The sequence below is a fragment of the Clostridioides sp. LIBA-7678 genome, assembly GCF_056716065.1.
Genome location: NZ_CP196987.1, coordinates 2,883,044 through 2,901,626, shown reverse-complemented (window position 1 = coordinate 2,901,626; position 18,583 = coordinate 2,883,044). Strand labels below are relative to the sequence as shown.

General features: G+C 26.6%; 17 protein-coding genes and 1 tRNA gene. 16 read left to right on the top strand and 2 right to left on the bottom strand.

Translation table 11 applies throughout. The features are described from left to right. Positions 1 to 166: 166 nt before the first annotated feature. The 3 genes from ACTG46_RS13780 (at position 167) to ACTG46_RS13770 (ending at position 2,204) form a co-directional block, all read left to right on the top strand. A complete protein-coding gene (locus ACTG46_RS13780) occupies positions 167 to 1,006 on the top strand; it encodes a G5 domain-containing protein (protein WP_054277205.1) in 840 nt (279 codons plus the stop codon). Between the two features lie 241 nt (positions 1,007 to 1,247). Further along, a tRNA-Sec gene (locus ACTG46_RS13775) sits at positions 1,248 to 1,344 on the top strand. Positions 1,345 to 1,496: 152 nt separating this feature from the next. Continuing rightward, complete coding sequence (locus ACTG46_RS13770; RefSeq protein WP_219673254.1) at positions 1,497 to 2,204, top strand: tRNA threonylcarbamoyladenosine dehydratase; 708 nt, start codon at positions 1,497 to 1,499, stop codon at positions 2,202 to 2,204. 122 nt (positions 2,205 to 2,326) lie between these two features. Here ACTG46_RS13770 and ACTG46_RS13765 read toward each other — a convergent pair whose 3' ends face one another. Continuing rightward, entirely contained in the window at positions 2,327 to 3,163 is an 837-nt protein-coding gene (locus ACTG46_RS13765; protein ID WP_479923019.1) for a ComEC/Rec2 family competence protein, read from the bottom strand. A 183-nt stretch (positions 3,164 to 3,346) separates the two neighbouring features. Here ACTG46_RS13765 and ACTG46_RS13760 point away from each other — a divergent pair, with 183 nt between their 5' ends. From ACTG46_RS13760 to holA, 4 genes are all read left to right on the top strand, one after another. Further along, on the top strand, positions 3,347 to 4,252 hold the full coding sequence (locus ACTG46_RS13760; RefSeq protein WP_479923018.1) for a DUF2156 domain-containing protein: 906 nt from the start codon (positions 3,347 to 3,349) through the stop codon (positions 4,250 to 4,252). 8 nt (positions 4,253 to 4,260) lie between these two features. Next, positions 4,261 to 5,445 (top strand): GNAT family N-acetyltransferase, encoded by a 1,185-nt coding sequence (locus ACTG46_RS13755; protein ID WP_479923017.1) that lies wholly within the window; start codon positions 4,261 to 4,263, stop codon positions 5,443 to 5,445. 111 nt (positions 5,446 to 5,556) lie between these two features. Beyond that, positions 5,557 to 6,852, top strand: a complete 1,296-nt coding sequence (locus ACTG46_RS13750) for a ComEC/Rec2 family competence protein (protein ID WP_479924071.1) — start codon at positions 5,557 to 5,559, stop codon at positions 6,850 to 6,852. Beyond that, a complete protein-coding gene (gene holA, locus ACTG46_RS13745) occupies positions 6,812 to 7,855 on the top strand; it encodes a DNA polymerase III subunit delta (RefSeq protein ID WP_479923016.1) in 1,044 nt (347 codons plus the stop codon). Before ACTG46_RS13750 ends, holA begins: the two co-directional genes overlap by 41 nt. A 131-nt stretch (positions 7,856 to 7,986) precedes the next feature. On the opposite strand, the gene rpsT is transcribed toward holA, so the two are convergent. Continuing rightward, complete coding sequence (gene rpsT, locus ACTG46_RS13740) at positions 7,987 to 8,253, bottom strand: 30S ribosomal protein S20 (protein ID WP_021385419.1); 267 nt, start codon at positions 8,251 to 8,253, stop codon at positions 7,987 to 7,989. Positions 8,254 to 8,877: 624 nt separating this feature from the next. On the opposite strand from rpsT, the gene ACTG46_RS13735 reads away from it, so the two are divergent. From ACTG46_RS13735 to tnpB, 9 genes are all read left to right on the top strand, one after another. After that, on the top strand, positions 8,878 to 9,498 hold the full coding sequence (locus tag ACTG46_RS13735) for a TetR family transcriptional regulator (RefSeq protein WP_284182137.1): 621 nt from the start codon (positions 8,878 to 8,880) through the stop codon (positions 9,496 to 9,498). Positions 9,499 to 9,502: 4 nt separating this feature from the next. Continuing rightward, a complete protein-coding gene (locus ACTG46_RS13730; protein ID WP_054271081.1) occupies positions 9,503 to 10,201 on the top strand; it encodes an ABC transporter ATP-binding protein in 699 nt (232 codons plus the stop codon). Beyond that, complete coding sequence (locus ACTG46_RS13725) at positions 10,201 to 12,435, top strand: ABC transporter permease (protein ID WP_479923015.1); 2,235 nt, start codon at positions 10,201 to 10,203, stop codon at positions 12,433 to 12,435. The genes ACTG46_RS13730 and ACTG46_RS13725 overlap by 1 nt, the downstream gene beginning before the upstream one ends. A gap of 231 nt (positions 12,436 to 12,666) precedes the next feature. Further along, a complete protein-coding gene (locus ACTG46_RS13720; protein WP_479923014.1) occupies positions 12,667 to 13,185 on the top strand; it encodes a helix-turn-helix domain-containing protein in 519 nt (172 codons plus the stop codon). A 33-nt stretch (positions 13,186 to 13,218) separates the two neighbouring features. Beyond that, positions 13,219 to 13,995: an alpha/beta fold hydrolase gene (locus ACTG46_RS13715; RefSeq protein WP_167640912.1), complete on the top strand. Its 777-nt coding sequence runs from the start codon at positions 13,219 to 13,221 to the stop codon at positions 13,993 to 13,995. A gap of 284 nt (positions 13,996 to 14,279) precedes the next feature. After that, positions 14,280 to 15,233 carry a GPR endopeptidase gene (gene gpr / locus ACTG46_RS13710; protein WP_479923013.1) on the top strand — a complete coding sequence of 318 codons (954 nt, stop codon included), beginning with the start codon at positions 14,280 to 14,282 and terminating at the stop codon, positions 15,231 to 15,233. Between the two features lie 17 nt (positions 15,234 to 15,250). Next, positions 15,251 to 16,258: a stage II sporulation protein P gene (gene spoIIP / locus ACTG46_RS13705; RefSeq protein WP_054271076.1), complete on the top strand. Its 1,008-nt coding sequence runs from the start codon at positions 15,251 to 15,253 to the stop codon at positions 16,256 to 16,258. A 29-nt stretch (positions 16,259 to 16,287) separates the two neighbouring features. Beyond that, the gene (locus ACTG46_RS13700) at positions 16,288 to 16,539 is read left to right on the top strand and encodes a hypothetical protein (protein WP_054277194.1); all 252 of its coding nucleotides are present in this window, start codon (positions 16,288 to 16,290) and stop codon (positions 16,537 to 16,539) included. Between the two features lie 887 nt (positions 16,540 to 17,426). Next, entirely contained in the window at positions 17,427 to 18,536 is a 1,110-nt protein-coding gene (gene tnpB / locus ACTG46_RS13695; RefSeq protein ID WP_479923012.1) for an IS200/IS605 family element RNA-guided endonuclease TnpB, read from the top strand. Positions 18,537 to 18,583: the final 47 nt, after the last annotated feature.

Genomic DNA, 18,583 nt, shown 5'->3' with positions numbered 1-18,583 from the left:
AAATACTATGCATACATATTTCTATTTTTTTGTCAAGTTGACAACTCTTGAAAAAATAGTTACAATTTAGTTACACAAAAAACACAAACAAAAAAAGAAATCTACAAAGCAGAATTTTATGAAGCAAAATATATAGTGTAAAAAAATTTGAGGGAGGAAAGTTTATATGAATTTTAAAAAATTGAGTAATGCTAAAGTCTCGGTAATGGCGGTTGTTTTATCAGTTGGGATATTATCAGGGTACTCTGCACTTAATAAACAAGTAACATTAGTAGTAAAGGGAGAAGAAAGAACTATATCAACATTTAGTTCTAATGTAGGAGACCTTTTAGAATCTCAAAACATTAGCTATGATGCAAATGATATAGTTACTTTAGATGAAAACTCAAAGTTATCTAATGGAGATAAAATAGAAGTAATTGATGTAAAAGAAAAAACAGTTGTAGAAACTAAAGATATTCCATTTGAAGTTACAGTTGTTGAAGATGGTTCTTTATCAAAGGGAGACTCTGAAGTTAAAGAAGAAGGAAAATCTGGGAAAAGTGAATTAATATATAAAGAAACTTATCACAATGGAAAGAAAGTAGAAAAGGAATTTGTGAAAAAGGTTGTTAAAGCTGAGCCTGTAAACAAAGTTGTAAGCAAAGGAACAAAAGTAGAGATGCAAGTAGCTTCATCAAGGGGAGAAAACTCAAGAAGAATGGCTTCATCATCATCTAGTAATAGTAGTAGTAACAATGGTAAAAATATGAGAGTAGTAGCAACTGCATATACTGGTCATAGTATAACTGCTACAGGAACAAAGCCTAAGTGGGGAACGATAGCTGTAGACCCTAAGGTTATACCATATGGAACTAAGGTTTATATACCTCAATTTGACATGGTATTTACTGCAGAAGACTGTGGTGGAGCAATAAAAGGAAATAAAATTGATATATTTATGAATGACTCAAAGACAGTTTATAACTGGGGAAGAAAAACTATAGATATACGTATATTAAAATAATTAGATAATTTATATTTATACTGGAAATTATATTTTAATTAATATAGAGAGGAACTCTTTATATATACATAAAATATAATTTCCAGTTTTTAATTTTAAGCACATAATAAAAAGTAAATTTTAACCATGTATAGATAAAAGCTATTTAAATTATAACTTACTATCAAATAAATCTATAAAAATTGTTGCAAAGAGTCAAAATATATGATATTATAGATTTCGTTGAGAAGCATTTCACTATGGGAGTGGATGGGTGCCGGTGTGCCCTCTAGTCTTCAAAACTAGTATGAGGGGTTAAGAGCCTCTTAGGTGGGTTCGATTCCCACGCATTCCCGCCAGTATGTAAAAGGTATCTTTTAATATTAAAAGATACCTTTTTAAATTTATTTTAAGATAATTTATTTTTAATGATATATAATATCTGAGTATTATATAATGTATATTTTATAATACTATTATTGTTTAGATAAAAATCTAGGAGAGTGAAAAAATGGAAAATAATTTTACAACGAGAACTAGTTTTCTAGTTGGAGATGATGGAATAGAAAAACTTAAGAGTTCAAATGTAATAGTATTTGGAGTCGGAGGAGTTGGTAGTTTTACTGTTGAGGCTCTAGCGAGGGCTGGAGTTGGTAATCTTACTATTGTGGATTTTGATGATGTAGATATAACTAATATAAATAGACAAATACCAGCTTTACATTCAACTGTAGGAAAGTATAAAGTAGATGTAATGGAAGATAGAATCTTGGATATAAATCCTAATATCAATATAAAAAAAATAAGAAGCCTTTACAATAAAGATACTAGTGATGAAATATTGACTGAAAGATATGATTATGTTGTGGATGCAATAGATATGGTAAGCTCTAAAATACATCTAATTGAAACATGTGAAAAAAAAGGCTTAAAAATAATAAGCTCTATGGGTATGGGAAATAAATTAGACCCAACTAAAATAGTCGTTACTGATATACACAAAACAAGTACTTGTCCTTTAGCCAAAGTTATGAGGAAAGAACTTAGAGATAGAGGCATTAAAAAATTAAAAGTAGTATATTCAACTGAACAACCAATAGAACTTAAAAAGAAAGTAATGAATGGGAGAAAAGTAACACCAGGTAGTGTATCATTCGTACCATCTGTAGGAGGGCTAATAATTGCATCTGTAATAGTGAATGAATTATTAGAACAATAAGTTTAAATATTTTAATTTATAAGGTTTAAATACGTATTTTGAAGGCTAAAAGTATCAATGTAAAACTATTTTATATTGATACTTTTAGCCTAATTATATTATGCAGTTATAGTTTTATTTTTTTATGTATCTATCTCATATTTATGTTTTGTAAATATAATTTCTCCATCACTATAAAAAACAATATCACCTATTTTATCTGTTCTATAAATCGATACATGGTTTTGTTTCAAATTGTTGAGAACTTCTTTATGAGGATGACCATATTGATTTTTATATCCACATGATATAGCAGCTATATCTGGATTAATTCTTTTTATAAATTCTAAAGATGATGATGAATTACTTCCATGGTGACCTATTTTTATAAAATTAATATTGTCCAGTTCAAAAGAATGTAAGATTTCTTTTTCAATTGATTCTTCTGCATCACCCATAAATAAAAATGAGTTATTATTAAAAGTTAGTTCAAAAACTATTGAATTTAAATTTGATTCTTCTTGTATATATGATGGACTTAATACATATATATTTATATTGTTATCGATATTTAAAATATCATCCTTATAGAGATATTTAATAGAGAGGTTTTTGTCAGTACAAGAATTTATTAGATTTTGATAAGATTCACTACTTGTTGATTGTTCAGTCATATATATAGAACTTACATTAAATTTTTTTATGACATTATCAAGACTTCCTATATGGTCTGAATCTGGATGTGTCGCTATTATTATATCAATAGTTTTTATTTTTTTATGTTTCAAATAACTAGTAACTATATTTCCGCTATCTTCATCACCTCCATCAATTAATATATTTTTATTTGTGGGTGTTTGTACTAAAATACTATCACCTTGTCCCACATCTATCATATGTATAGATAGTAGAGATTTTTTGTCACAACCGCTTAAAAGTGATATTATAATAAGTATTAATAAAAAAATTTTATTTCTCAATAAAAAAATCACTCCAGTCATTACATGTTTATATAAATTTATGATGGGTAATATAAGATATATATGACTTATTATATTTTATATTTTAAACAATATAAATGAAATTAATACCAAAATAAAATTGGAGTTTTTATAGATATAAAATTTAAAAAAATTAAGCAATAAAAAAGGTAGGAGGATTTTATGTTTTTCAGAGATATTGAACTAAATTCAAAAAAGGAGCTAGACCCATATTTTGATTTAGTAGATTATGAAGCTTGTGAGTACTGTTTTAGTACTTTATATATGTGGCAACATGTTTATAAGACAGGATATTATATAGGAGAAGATTTTGCTGTTTTAGTTGGTGAATACGAAGGGGATAGTTTCTCAATATTACCACTAGCTAAAAGAGAAAAACTTCCAGAAGTTGTAGATTTTGTACTTGAATATTTTTCTAAAAATAATAAAAAGATATACTTAAGAGGTATTACTACTGAAGTAGTAGAATTTTTAAAAGAAAAGTATCCAAATAGATTTGAGTATATAGAAGAAAGAGATTTATTTGACTATATCTATGATGCAGAAAGTTTAAGAACTCTAGCTGGTAAGAAGAACCAGAAGAAGAGAAATCATATAAATTATTTCTTAAAAGAATATGCAGGTAGATATGAAGTTAAATTATTAGATAAAGAAAACTTCAATGAATGTTTAGTATTAATGAAAGAATGGGAAAGTAATAAGGAAGAAAATGATGAATTTGATGAAAGTATGGATGATGAATTGATAGGTATCAAAAAGATATTTAACTATTATGACGTACTAAAAGATAGAGTAAAAGTGTTTGGTGTTTATGTGGATGGAAAATTAGAAGCATTCAGTATAGGAGAGCTTTTAAACAAAAATATGGCACTTATTCATATAGAAAAAGCTAATCCTGATATAAGAGGTCTATATCCATTTATAAACCAACAATTTTTAGTAAATGAATTTAAAGATGTTGAATTTGTAAATAGAGAAGAAGATTTAGGTATTGAAGGTCTAAGAAAGGCTAAACTTTCTTATCATCCTTGTAGATTTGTTGAAAAGTACAGTGTTAGGGAGGCTTAGTAGGCTATATGGAGATTAGGTATGCTAAAGAGGAAGAAATAGAAAGTATAAAAGAAATTTGGAGTTATTGTTTTAATGATAGTGATAGTTTTATGAAGTTCTATTTTGAGGATAAGTATAAATATGAAAATACTGTAGTAGCTTTAGATGAAGGAAAAGTTGTTTCCTCTCTTCAGCTAAATCAGTATAAGTTAATACTAAACAATAAGGTATACAATACATCGTATGTAGTAGGGGTTTCCACACTTCCAGAAGGAAGAGGAGCTGGATATATGAGTAAAGTTATTAAATTTACTTTAAATGAATTGTATAAAAAAGGACAATTAGTTTCTATATTAATGCCAATCGATTATAGACTTTATAGAAGATTTGGGTATGAACACTGTTATGACCAGATTGAATATACACTTAATACAGATGACTTAAAAAATTTTAAGTCAAGTGGAAAGATGATAAAAGCTGATGTATCACAAATTGATGATTTAATACAAATAGATAGAGCTTTTTTAAATGAGGTTAATGGTAATGTGTTAAAAGATGAACATTATTATGAAAACTTATTTAAAGAAATTCAAAGTGAAGATGGGCTTTTATACATTCATAAAGGTAATGAAAAAGATGGATATATAGTTTATTTTCTTCAAGGAGACAAAATGTTTGTTAGAGAATTATTTTATAAGAATATAGATGCTCTTAAATCAATGCTTAAATTTATATATAATCACAATACTCAATGTAAGATAGCTACTATATCTGCTCCTATAATAGACAAAATAAGATTTATATTAGACAACCCTAAAGATTGTGAGATAAAAATAAAACCTTTTATGATGGGAAGAGTTATAAATGTAAACAAATTTATAGAGGATATAGTTGTAGATAAGGATATTAATGGTTCGATTAATTTATTAATAGAAGACAAGTTTATAGATGAAAATAATGGTTTATTTAAAGTTTCTATAAAGAATCATAAGGTATCTATAGAAAAATTAGATAAAAAAGCCATAGAAGAGTCTCAAGAAGGCTTTGATATTAAATTAGATATAAATGCCTTAACACAGCTAGCATTTTCGTATATAGATGTAGAGGAAGCTATTTTCTTAAATAATCTGGAAGGTGTTTCAAAAGAAACAATAGAAATACTTAAGTGTATTTTTTCTAAAAAAAATAACTATATAAATGAATATATATAAAAAGAATACGCCAAAAGATTTTCAAAGTCTTTTGGCGTATTCTTTTTATATAATAATTTATATTGTTTAAAAATTTACTATTTGAAAATAATCTAGATAATATGTTTTTATATAGGAGTGATTATAATTCAAATAAGAAGACCTTTATTAATTATATTAATATTTGTAATAGTTATAGCATTTATGACCACAAATAGCAAAAAGAAAGATGAAGAACTTAATGATAAGATAATAACTATACAGGGAGCTGTTAAAGGTAAAAGTGAAAAGAAAAAATACAATCAATATAAGGTAGGTGTTTTTTTAATAAATGATTATTCAAGAAATAAAAATTTGAAAATTGGACAAGAAGTTAGTATTACAGGAAAATTTAAGAGTTTAGACAAGATGAAGTATGATGATTTTGATTATGGAAGATATATAAAAAGCACTGGATATAGAGGTATAATATATATAAATAACTATAAAGTTATTGGTAAAAATAAAATATATTCTTTAGTTGGAAAAATAAAGCTTTATGTAAGTAAGATTTACAGATATTTATATAAGAAAAATTCTGATTTCATAAATTCTATATTATTAGCTGAAGTTGAAAATCTGACTGATGAACAAAAAGAAATGTTCACTAGAACAGGAACTAGTCATGTAATATCTATATCTGGTCTTCATACAGGTATACTTTGTGTAATTATATCTTTTTTATTAAGAGGTATAAATAAATTGTATAAATTATTAATATTGTCGATTTTTATAACTTTATATTGTATAATGGTAGGTGCGTCTCCATCCATAATTAGGTCTATAACATTTGTTGTAGTGTTCTATTTGTCAATATTTATTGATAGAAAAAAGGATGGTATATCAACATTGTCTCTAATAGGGATAGTTTTAATTATGAATAACCCCTATGTTATATATAATGTAAGCTTTCAATTGTCTTTTTTAGCTACACTTTCTATATTAATATTCTATAATAGAATAAATAGTATTGTAAAATTAAGTATGGTATCATTGACAATATCATCAAATATATTAACTCTACCTATAATTTATTATACATTTAAGGGCATACCATTACTTTCAATTATAGGAAATTTGATTATAGTACCATTTGTAGGTGTAATAATGTATTTGAGTATTGCAAGCTTAATAGTATTTAAAGTAAGTGTAGTTATAGCTAAAATTATATCCTTTTTTAATAGTTCGTTGATAGAAAGTATATTTTTTTTACTAGATAAGCTCAGCAACTTAAATTTTGCATATATTAATATAGAAAATCCTAAATTTTATATTGTAGTGATTTATTACATAGGAGTGTTTTTTTACATATTTTACATAGAAGGAAAAGAGATAAAGGAGCAAGAAAATGGATTACAAGGATATTATAAGGAATGTAAAAGAGAATAATTTTGAAAAAATGTATCTTTTTTATGGAAGAGAGTATTATTTAATCGAAAATGCAATAAAGGCATTTAAAGAGAGTTTAAACGAGGGAATGCTTGATTTTAATTTAGATATAATAGATGGAAAGGAAATAGTCTTAAATCAGCTTATAAGCTCTATAGAAACACTTCCATTTATGGATGATAGAAAAATAGTAATAATAAAAGATTTTGAATTACTAAAAGGAAAGAAAAAGAATTTTACTGATAGTGATGAGAAATACTTAATAGAGCATTTAGACAATACTCCAGATACTACCACTATAGTTTTTGTTGTGTATGGAGATGTTGACAAAAGAAAATCTTTAGTTAAGAAAATTGGAAGTAATGGAATTGTTTTTGATTGTGATAAACTTTCTGATATGGATTTATTTAAGTGGATAAAAAAATCTTTTGCTCTAAATGAAGTTATAATAGAAAATTCTCAAATAATGTATTTCATCGAGCAAGAAGGATACAGAGACAAGAGTAGTGAAAAGACTTTATCTGATTTGGAAAACGAGATAAATAAAATAAGTTCATTTGTTGGTAAGGGTAATAATGTAACTAACGAAGTAATTGATAAATTATCTCAAAAAAAAGTTGAGAATGATATATTTAAATTAATTGATTATATTGGAGAACAAAATGCTTCTAATGCAATGAAAATATTGAATGATATGATACAAGAAGGCGAGTCTGTTTTAGGGATATTTTCTATGATAGCAAGACAATTTAAAATAGTGATGCAAGTAAGACAATTACAACTTGATGGATATTCAACAAAACTCATAGCTGACAAACTAAAAATGCATCAATTTGTTGTAGGAAAAGCATTAAAGCAAACTAAGAATTTTTCTGATGATATAATTGTAGAAATCTTAAATTATATATTAGAAAGTGATTATAAAATAAAAACAGGTCTTATAAGAGATACTTTAGCAATAGAAATGTTGGTCAGTAGATATTGTAAAAGAAAAATTATATAAATTAATAATATATAGAAAATAAATAGTAGAGTTATTCTAACTATTTATTTTTTTATTTTTTATTGTATAAATTTACAAAATAAAAAACCCCTACATAGGGGTTATTATATATAAGAAATATAAACTGGTAATTAAGCGTTCATACCGTTTAATTTTTGAGCTAATTTAGCTACTTTTCTAGCTGCAGCATTCTTATGTATAGTTCCTTTAGAAGCTACTTGGTATATTCTTTTTTGAGCGTATTGGAACTTAGCAACAGCATCTTCTCTGTTTCCAGCTGCAACAGCATCTTCGAATCTTCTTATTGCAGTTTTTATTTGAGATTTTCTAACTCTATTTAAAGCAGTTTTCTTTTCGATAACACCTATTCTTTTCTTAGCTGATTTTATATTTGCCACCGTGTTCACCTCCCTGTATTTTTTTATCATATTCATCGTCAACATATTAGATTTTAACAGAAATAAATCTAAAAATCAAGGATTATTATTTATATATTTTAATAATGTTTTTTATTTTGATTTTTTAGATTGTAGATTGTGTATAAATAATTTGCAATATCTTGTTTTTAGATTGGGTTATGTTGTGTTTTAAATATTTTAATGTATATAAATTAATACTTCATTTTTGCAACAAATATTTTGAGATAACACAAACTATTAACATACATTTTGATAGTATTTCCAATTATTATAAGATAATACAAGAAATTGCTCATTTTTATAGATTTAGTAAAAAAATTTATAAAAATATAAAGTTATATGGTCTATTATGATAAATTTTCCATTGATTAAGATGATTTTTTATTTTATAGTCCATTATTTAAAAAGAGAAATAATATATAAGAAAGATTTATATTATTAAAATATAAAAAGAATTATTAACTGTGGAAATTTCGTTATCACTAGTATTTTCTATTTTTTCAATAATATCAAGTGTATCCATATTATTGACTAATTCAGTCATAAACAATATAATTATAATATGACTAATATAGTCATATTATTGGGTAAGGAGGTATCTAATTGAATAAGACGTTTGAAAATCTCAACAAGGAAAAAAAACTACGAATAGTAAATTCTGCAATAGAAGAATTTGCAAGCAAAGGATATAAAAATGCAACGATAGATAATATAGTATCAAAAGCAGGTATATCAAAAGGCTCTATATTTCAATATTTTAAAAATAAAGAAAGTCTATACATATACCTTTGTAATTATCAAATAAACATCATCAAAGACGAGATATTGAATCAAAAAGAAATTAATGAAACTGATTTTTTTGAACTGTACAGACATGCAGTGCATACTAAGTTTAAAATACTTAAGAAAAATCCATATGTTTTTAAATTCTTTAAAACCTTATACTTAGATGATTCAAAAATAGCAAAAAAATGGTTAAATGATATATCTATGAACAAAAATCAATTAGTATTAAGTTTTATGGGGGATTATGATAAGACAAAATTTAGAGATGATATAGATATTGATATGGCAATAAAAGCGATTGAACTTACATTTGATGGATTATCAATGAAATGGATAGAAAAACTATCATATGAGAATTATGAAAAAGATTTGAAAAGTTTATTTGATGAAGTTGAAGATTATATAAATTTTTATAAAAAATTATACTATAAGGAGTAAAATAATGTTTATTGAAATCAATAACTTATGTAAATCATATAAGAGTGAGGATATAGAAACCATAGCATTAAAAAATGCGAATATTTCGTTAAATAAAGGGGAGATAGGTGTAATATTAGGACCTTCAGGAAGTGGTAAATCTACCTTGATGAATATTCTTGGAGGATTAGACAGTGCTGATAGCGGTGAAGTGATTGTAGATGGTATTGATATTGTTAAATTATCAGATGATGAATTAGTTGAATACAGACGAGAAAAGACAGGTTTTATATTTCAGTCATACAATCTTATTCCACATTTAACAGTACTAGAAAATATAGAAATAATACAAAATATTAGTAAATCACCACTTGATATTAATGAAGTATTAGAATCAGTAGGATTAATAGATAAGAAAAATAGATTTCCAAGAGAATTATCTGGTGGACAACAACAACGTGTAGCAGTAGCAAGAGCTATAATAAAAAATCCAGCAATATTACTTTGTGACGAATTGACAGGAGCACTAGATTATGAGTCTGCTATTGATGTACTTTCTCTTGTACAAGAAATAAATAGAAAGTTTAATACTACGATTTTAATAATTACACATAATGCAGCAATAGGTGAAATGGCAAATAGAATATACAAATTTAGAAGTGGAGAAGTTAAAGACTATATTATTAATAATGACCCTATTGATGCAAAGGGAGTGGAGTGGTAATGAAGCTAAATAAAAGTATATTACGTGTAATGAAAGAAAATAGAGGGCAATACATAGGTATGTTATATATGTTGATATTATCAGTATTTCTATTTGTTGCTTTAACTATTACAGCTCAAAACTTAAAGCATAATAAGGACATGTATGTAAAAAATAATGTTCAAGAAGATTTGGAATTTTATACTAGTAACAAAATTGATAATATAAGAGAAATAGAAGATAAGTTTGATTTAAAGTTTCAAGAGACGCTTGTAAAAGAATATAAATATGGTGATAAAACATTAAGATTATTTACACCAAATAAAAAAGTGAATATTACAGCAGTATTAGAAGGTGCTATGCCAAGAGCTGGAGAAATAGCACTAGACCCTCAATTTGCTAAATCTAATAAATTAAATATTGGGGATGAATATCATATTGGAAATTCTTCTTATAGAATATCAGGATATATTGGTATACCAAATTATGCTTATATACTTGAAAAAGATGGAGATGTGATTAATAATCCAAAGAATTTTGGTATAGGTATTTTAAATAAAGAAGATATGGTAAGTGGAGATTATTTATATTCAGTAAAATATAATAAAAATAGAGAGATATATACACAGTCAAAAAATCTTAAAAACTACCTGAACATTAATGAAGTAAATATAATTGATTGGACTTATGCTAAGAATAATATGAAAATATCAATGTTAGATATCGAAGTAACAGCAATAAGTGTTTATTCAGTTATTTTACCTACAGTCATATTACTAATAACAGTTGTATTAATAAGTATTGTTTTAGGTAGAATGATGAAAAATGAGATGGCAAACATAGGTACTTTATATGCTTTAGGTTATAGAAAAAAAGAAATAATGATTCATTACATGAACTATCCTATAATACTCTCAAGCATCTCAGGAGTAATTGGTGGGATAATTGGTATTATAGTACAGAAGTATCTATTTGATTTATTCCTTACGTTTTTCCCAATACCAATAGAAAAAATATCATATAGTCCTATTTATTTTATACTGGGTATAGTTTTATGTATGGTGTTTTCAATTATTGGAAGTTATTTATCAATTAATAAAGTATTAAAATTGTCACCAGTGTTGTTAATGAAAAATGAAAATAAGAGACAAAAGGTAAATATAATTGAAAGAAAGTTGACTTTAAATAATTTAAAATTTAAAAATAAATTTGCTATAAGAGAACAATTAAGGTCAATATCTCGTTTAGCATTTTTGGTAATTGGAGTTTCTATAGCTACAGTATTTTTAATGTATGGGTTTATTGCTAAATGTTCTATGGATTATATGATAAATCAAGAAAGAAATGATGTAATTAGTTATAAGTATGAGTATATATTAAAGCAATTAAGTACAGATAAACCACCTATAGGTGGAGAAGGAGTATCAGGAGTTAAGTTCGTACTTGATAGTGAAATGAATAATGACTTTGAGTTAATAGGTGGAAATAAAAATTCACAGATGATTAGTTTAAAGGATAAAAAGGGAAATGAAATAAGTATAGATGATAACAAGTTTATTATTACATCTATAATGGCAAAAAAATATAACCTTAGTATTGGTGATAAGTTATCTTTTATTAATATAGTTGATGATAAGGAGTATTCTATAAAAATCACTGATATCGCTCAGACCAATTCGGGAGATTATGTATTTACTTCATTAAATAGCTTTAATCAGATGATGGGGTTGGAAAAAGGTTCATATAATGCGATTATGTCAAAAACACCAATTGAAATTAACAAAGATATGGTATATATGATAAATACACCAAACAATATAACTAATATGTTAGAAGACTATATGCAATTAATGTCAGCCTTTATATATGGAATAGCATTTGTAGCATTTATTATAGGTGTAATTATCATATATGTAGTTGCATCTATAAGTATAGATGAAAATAAAAATCATATAGCCCTTATGAAGGTGTTTGGATATAAAAAGAAAGAAATAAACTCAATGATGCTTAATGGCTCAAGAATATATGTAGTCCTTGGATATATTATAGGTGTTCCTATAGGTTACTCTATAATAAAAGTAATATTTAAGATATTTGAATCATTAGATATAGCTTTAGAAGCAAGACTCAATTTATCTTATGTGATAATTGGTTTTGTTATAATAATTCTTACATTTGAAGTATCCAAATTTATGTGTGCTAGAAAAATTGATAAAATATCTCTAAGTGAAGCTCTTAAAACTCAAAAAGAATAGTAGAATAAATTATTTAAATCCACAAAGGGTTGTTGCACTAAAAATTACTTTTTTTAGTGTGACAACTCTTTTCTATACTCCTATATAAATAGATTATTTGATATTTTTATATTTATAAAATGGATTGATAAAAATACAATTTAAGTTATAATTACTATTTATATCATATACTTGAATAATCTAAAAAATTAGACTATAATATTTTTATAGACTAAGGGAAGGGATGAGAAGATGGACATAGCAAAATTGATTTTAAATCCTGTTAGACTTCGTATTTTACAGTATATTAGACTTCATGGTAGTGTTCGAACATCTGACACTGTAAAATATCTAAATGATATACCTCGTGCAACAGTTTATCATCATGTAAAAATTTTAGAAGAGAACAACATGATTGAAGTGGTAAAAGAAAATCGTGTGCGTGGCACTATTGAAAAAGTTTATGCACTAAAAGAATATACAGCAGATATGGAAGGAGAAACATTTGTTGCACTTTCCACAGCATTTCATGTAGGATTGATGCAGGAAATGAATGAGTATTTTAGTAGAAAAGAGCAAGAACATAAAAAAGATAATGTATTTTTTACTTCAGCATTACTATATATGAGTGATGATGAATATGAAAATCTTCTTAAAAGTATGGCTGATTTATTGAAGCCATATGTAGAGCAGAAGCCTAAGTCAAATCTAAAACTTAGAAAACTTTCAATTATATCTTCTCCACCAGTTGATAATGATAAGACAAAATAGCATATATCTCATCTTTATAGAAGGAGGTTACGTATGAAATTTCATGAATTTGGAAATAAAAACAAACCACATATTATGTTGATTCATGGAGGAGGGAATGCTTGGTGGAACTATTTACGACAAGCAGAAGTTTTGTCCAAGAATTATTATGTGATACTTCCTACATTGAATGGTCATGGAGAAGAATATGAAACAACATACATTTCCACTGAGGATACAGCAGACAAGTTGATGGTATATATAGATGAAAAGTGTGATGGACACCTTTTTGCCCTGTGTGGGGTATCACTGGGTGGTCAAATTGTAATGGAGCTTTTATCTAGAAAATCTGATATTGCTAAAAAAGCAATTATTGATGGAAGTATCTGCTACCCAAGACCTACTATGGCACGATTTTGTATTGTTGGTATTCGATTTTTTGGAGGACTTTTATTCAGTGAGAAAGCTTGTCGTTTTCAAATTGCTATGATGCCAAAATTGTTACCTAAAAATATGCAGTATCCAGAGAAAATTAAAAAATATTATATGCAAGATATGCCACATGTCAGAAAAGAAACATTTTACAATATATATCGTACTTATATGATGAAATATACGCTTAAAGAGAGTATAAAAACAACCAAAGCAGAAGTAATGTACTGGTATGGAGAAAAAGAAATGAAATGTGTTAAAAACTCTGCAAAGATGTTTAAGTCTTTTGTTAGTACTTGCCAAATTTATGAAGCTAAGGATTATAATCATGGATATTTATCTCTTTATCTTCCAAATGAATGGTTGGAAATTGCTGAACCATTTTTTCAACAAGAATAAAGGAGTAAGGTGGTTACAGGGTAATCTATATAACGAATGAAAACTTAACAGGAAAATGATAAATAGATGAAAAGGTAGCACCTATATAAATAGTTGCTACCTTTTTACATTTGTAAATAAATGATAGATAAGAAAGTTTACTGACAAATTACTGACCAAACTCAATTTTCTTACATTGAAAGCCTTAATTTTACTTGTTTTAAATAAATTTATAGTTTTTTGTTATAAAATACTAAATTTTGTTAACAATTATAATTAGCATTTAATTTATACTGGAGGTTTATATGATTAGCGTAAGAACAGATTTAGCTTTAGAAGCTAGTGAAATGTGTGAAAAGTCTCAAGAAGGAAGTAGTATTCCTGGTGTAAAAATAGAAACGAAAGAATTAGAAAATTGTATTGTAACAAAAGTTGAAGTAATAGACAGGCAAGGCGCAGAGATAATGAATAAAGATATAGGAAAGTATATAACTCTGGAAAGTAATCTTATGAAGTTTGATGATGATGAGTCAAGAGAAGAAATGATAAATTATTTAAAAGAAGAGTTAGTAGATATATTTGGACAAGACAAAAATAAAAAAACATTGGTAATTGGTCTTGGGAATAGAAATATTACTTCTGATGCGTTAGGACCAAAGAGTGTATCAAAAACACTTGTAACTAGACATCTTTTTAAAAATTATAATAAAGACTATGATGATGATTTCACTGAGGTATCAGCTTTAAGCCCAGGAGTTATGGGTGTTACTGGAATAGAGACTAGTGAAGTAGTAAAGTCATTGGTTGAGAAGGTTAAGCCAGATAGAGTAGTAGCAATAGATGCATTGGCTTCAAGAAAAATGGAAAGAGTAAATTCTACTGTACAAATATCAACAGCAGGAATATCACCTGGTGGAGGTGTTGGAAATACTAGAAAATCTTTAACTAAGGAAACTTTAGGAGTAGAAGTTATTGCAATAGGTGTACCAACTGTGGTTGATGCAGCAACTCTTACTATAGATGTTTTAGATATGGCAATAGACAATTTAATAGCTCAATCAGAAGAAACAGAAAGTTTTTATGAAATGTTAAAAAAACTTAAAGAAGAAGAAAAATATCATCTAATAAAAGATTCATTAGACCCATATGACAAAAATTTAATAGTAACACCAAAGGATATAGATGATACAATCGAAAATCTATCTATAATAATAAGCGAAGGCTTAAATAGGTCTTTACATCCAGGTAGATTAGTATAAAATAAGGAGGAACAATTATGTTTAAAAAATGCATTAAAGTAGTAACCTTGACTTTTATATTAGCATGCATTTTACCAGGAAAATCATTGGCTTTGAATCAAGATGATTTTTTAAAGTTTCTAGTAAATTCATCTTATCCAGAAGCTAAAGTCGAAGGAAATAATACAGAAGATAAAAAGAATAATAAAAATAAAGAAGTAAATAAAGAAAGCAAAAACGAAAATGAAAAATCTGAAGATGTAAGTAAAGTTGATAATAAAAAAGAAAGTGAAAAAGAATATATAAAACTTTATGTTGGTAAAGAGAATGTACCAGATATTGAATCAAAAAATTCTGATACAACTGAAACTAACACTACATCTAGTTCAGAATACAAGGATGATTTAAGAGTAACTAAAGAAAATCCAAGGATTTTAATATATCATACTCATGGATGTGAAACTTATTCAAATTCACCTGATGGAAATTATCATTCAAGAGATAAGAAAAATTCAGTAATGGAAGTAGGAAGTGCATTGACTAGTGCTTTAGATAGTAAGGGATGGGGTGTAGTGCATACAACTAAGTACCATGACTATCCATCTTATAATAATTCTTATGCAAGTAGCTTAAAAACAATAAAAAGTATACTCCCTAAATATAATTCAGTGGACATAGCAATAGATTTACATAGAGATGCTAGGGATTTAACTAATCCAGCCACTAAAGAAAAAGACCATTTAAAATATACAACTATGATAAATGGAGAGAGAGTAGCAAAGTTTTTCTTTGTTGTAGGAGGTAAGAATACAAATAGAGCACAACTTAGAGCTTTAGCAGATGATATAACTGCTTTTGCTGAAAAGAAATACCCTGGTTTGGTGTCTCCAATAGTAGAAAAAGACTATGCTAGATTTAATCAATTTGCAGTTAAGAATCATATGCTAGTAGAAATAGGAAATAATGCAACAAGTATAGAAGAATCGAAAGCTACTACAAAGTATCTAGCTGAGATTTTAGATGAATATTTTAAACAAAAAAATTAGATTGTCAGGTATAATTAGGAGCATGTTAAATGAGCCGATTAGAAAAAAATATAGAAAGTAAAAGTAAATTAAGAAAATATAAGTATATTATGAAAATTGTGTTTTTGATTACTATGATTATAGGGACATCAGTTTGTGTCTTTATAGTAGATAGTAATGCAAAAAGTATGTTAGGTATGAAACAATATGATTTTCCAAGTATTAATTTTGATATAACAAATTTGAATTTTGATATAACAAACTTTGATATAGATGGAATCCTCAAAAAATTTAATAAGTAGTAATAAGTGAATAAGGTTTATTGATTAAAATAAGCCTTATTTTAGTTATATGTTCCTAGTGTAGAAAATAAAAATACATTAACTGTGTCTTATAGGATTTACTTTAAGTTTATGATATTATATAATATTTAGTGTTAGACTTGATAATCCACATATAATGTGGATAATTTTGTTTAATGCCAATTAGTTTATATTCAAAAATTTTAAATTTGATTAAAAAATAGCTACGCATACTCGTGACTTTAGTCGTTAGTTAGTAGCTAAAGTAGTCAGCATATAGGGAAACTTATATGTAGAGATAGGATAGAACCTATCCAATACTACTTGAATTGCTGGAAACCCCTAAAGCTAACCAAACTAAAACATAAGGATGAAATAAACCTAAGTGTGAAAGTTACGAAAGTAGAAAAAATTGGTTAGATGGTATAAGGTTAAACCCTAAGTACTTTAAAATGGGCAATCAGCAGGTAAGCTCCTAAGTAGGAGAAACTTCAACGACTATTCCTCTTGAGGGAAGTACACTACAAGCTATTGGTAGTGGGTGGGTAGACCTTAACGGATAACTCCGAAGGATAAGATATAGTCTGTGCTTACATGAAAGTGTAAGAAGTTCATAAGAGAACTGCATAGGTAGTAGCGAATTTATGTGAACGACAACCTCAAAAATGATAAAAGTTAGGACTTATGGTTCTTACATATGTTATTTAAAAATAAATATAAAAACCTTTAAAAAACTTGTTTTAAAAAATTGTACTTGTTAATATTAGAGTGGATAATGAAAAATGGAAGTGACTTGGATATGTATATTTAGTAAAATACCATATAGTATGGTGTGTAAAATATGGATATCTAGTATTAACATAAGCATAAAAAACAAGTAAAGTGAGGTGATAGTAGTGGAAAAAGCATATAAGTTTAGAATGTATCCAAATAAAAAACAGCAAGAGTTAATTAACAAAATTTTTGGATGTTGTAGATTTGTATATAATAAATATCTTGCTAAAAAAATAGAAGTTTATGAAAACAATAAAGAAACTTTTACTTATAAACAGTGTAGTTCTGATTTGACCAACTTAAAAAAAGAATTAGAGTGGCTTAAAGAACCTGACAAATTTTCACTACAAAACACCTTAAAAGATTTAGAAAACGCATATAAAAAATTCTTTAAAGAAAATGCAGGGTTTCCTAAATTTAAATCAAAGAAAACTAATAGATTTTCATATAGAACTAACTTTACAAATGGAAATATTATGTACTGTAGTCAATATATAAAATTACCTAAACTTGGTATGGTTAAAGTAAGGGATAAACAAGTACCTCAAGGAAGAATACTTAATGCTACTATATCCAAAGAACCAAGTGGTAAATATTATGTATCATTATGTTGTACTGATATAGATATTAAAGCATTTGAAAATACTAATAATCAGATAGGCTTAGATTTAGGAATTAAAGAATTTTGTATCTCAAGTTGTGGAGACTTTATAGAAAATCCTAAGTATCTTAAGAAGTCATTAAACAAACTTGCTAAATTACAAAGAGAACTATCGAGAAAAACAATTGGTAGTTTAAATAGAAATAAAGCAAGATTAAAAGTTGCAAAACTTCAAGAACATATAGCTAATTGTCGAGAGGATTTTCTACAAAAACTATCTACTAAATTAATACGAGAGAATGATATTATTTGCATAGAAGATTTACAAGTAAAGAATATGACTAGAAATCGCAAACTATCTCGCTTAATTTCTGATGTGTCATGGTCAGAATTTGTTCGTCAATTAGAATACAAGGCTAATTGGTATGGTAGACAAGTTGTAAAGGTAGGTAAATTCTTTGCAAGTTCACAAATATGCAATAAATGTGGGTACAAAAACAAGGAAGTGAAGAATTTAAGTATAAGAGAATGGATTTGTCCTTGTTGTAATGAAACTCATGATAGAGATATAAATGCAAGTATAAATATACTAAAAGAAGGATTAAGACTAATAAGAGTTTAAAATAGATAACTTATGTAAGAACCGTAGGAACTACGGGGATAGCCTGT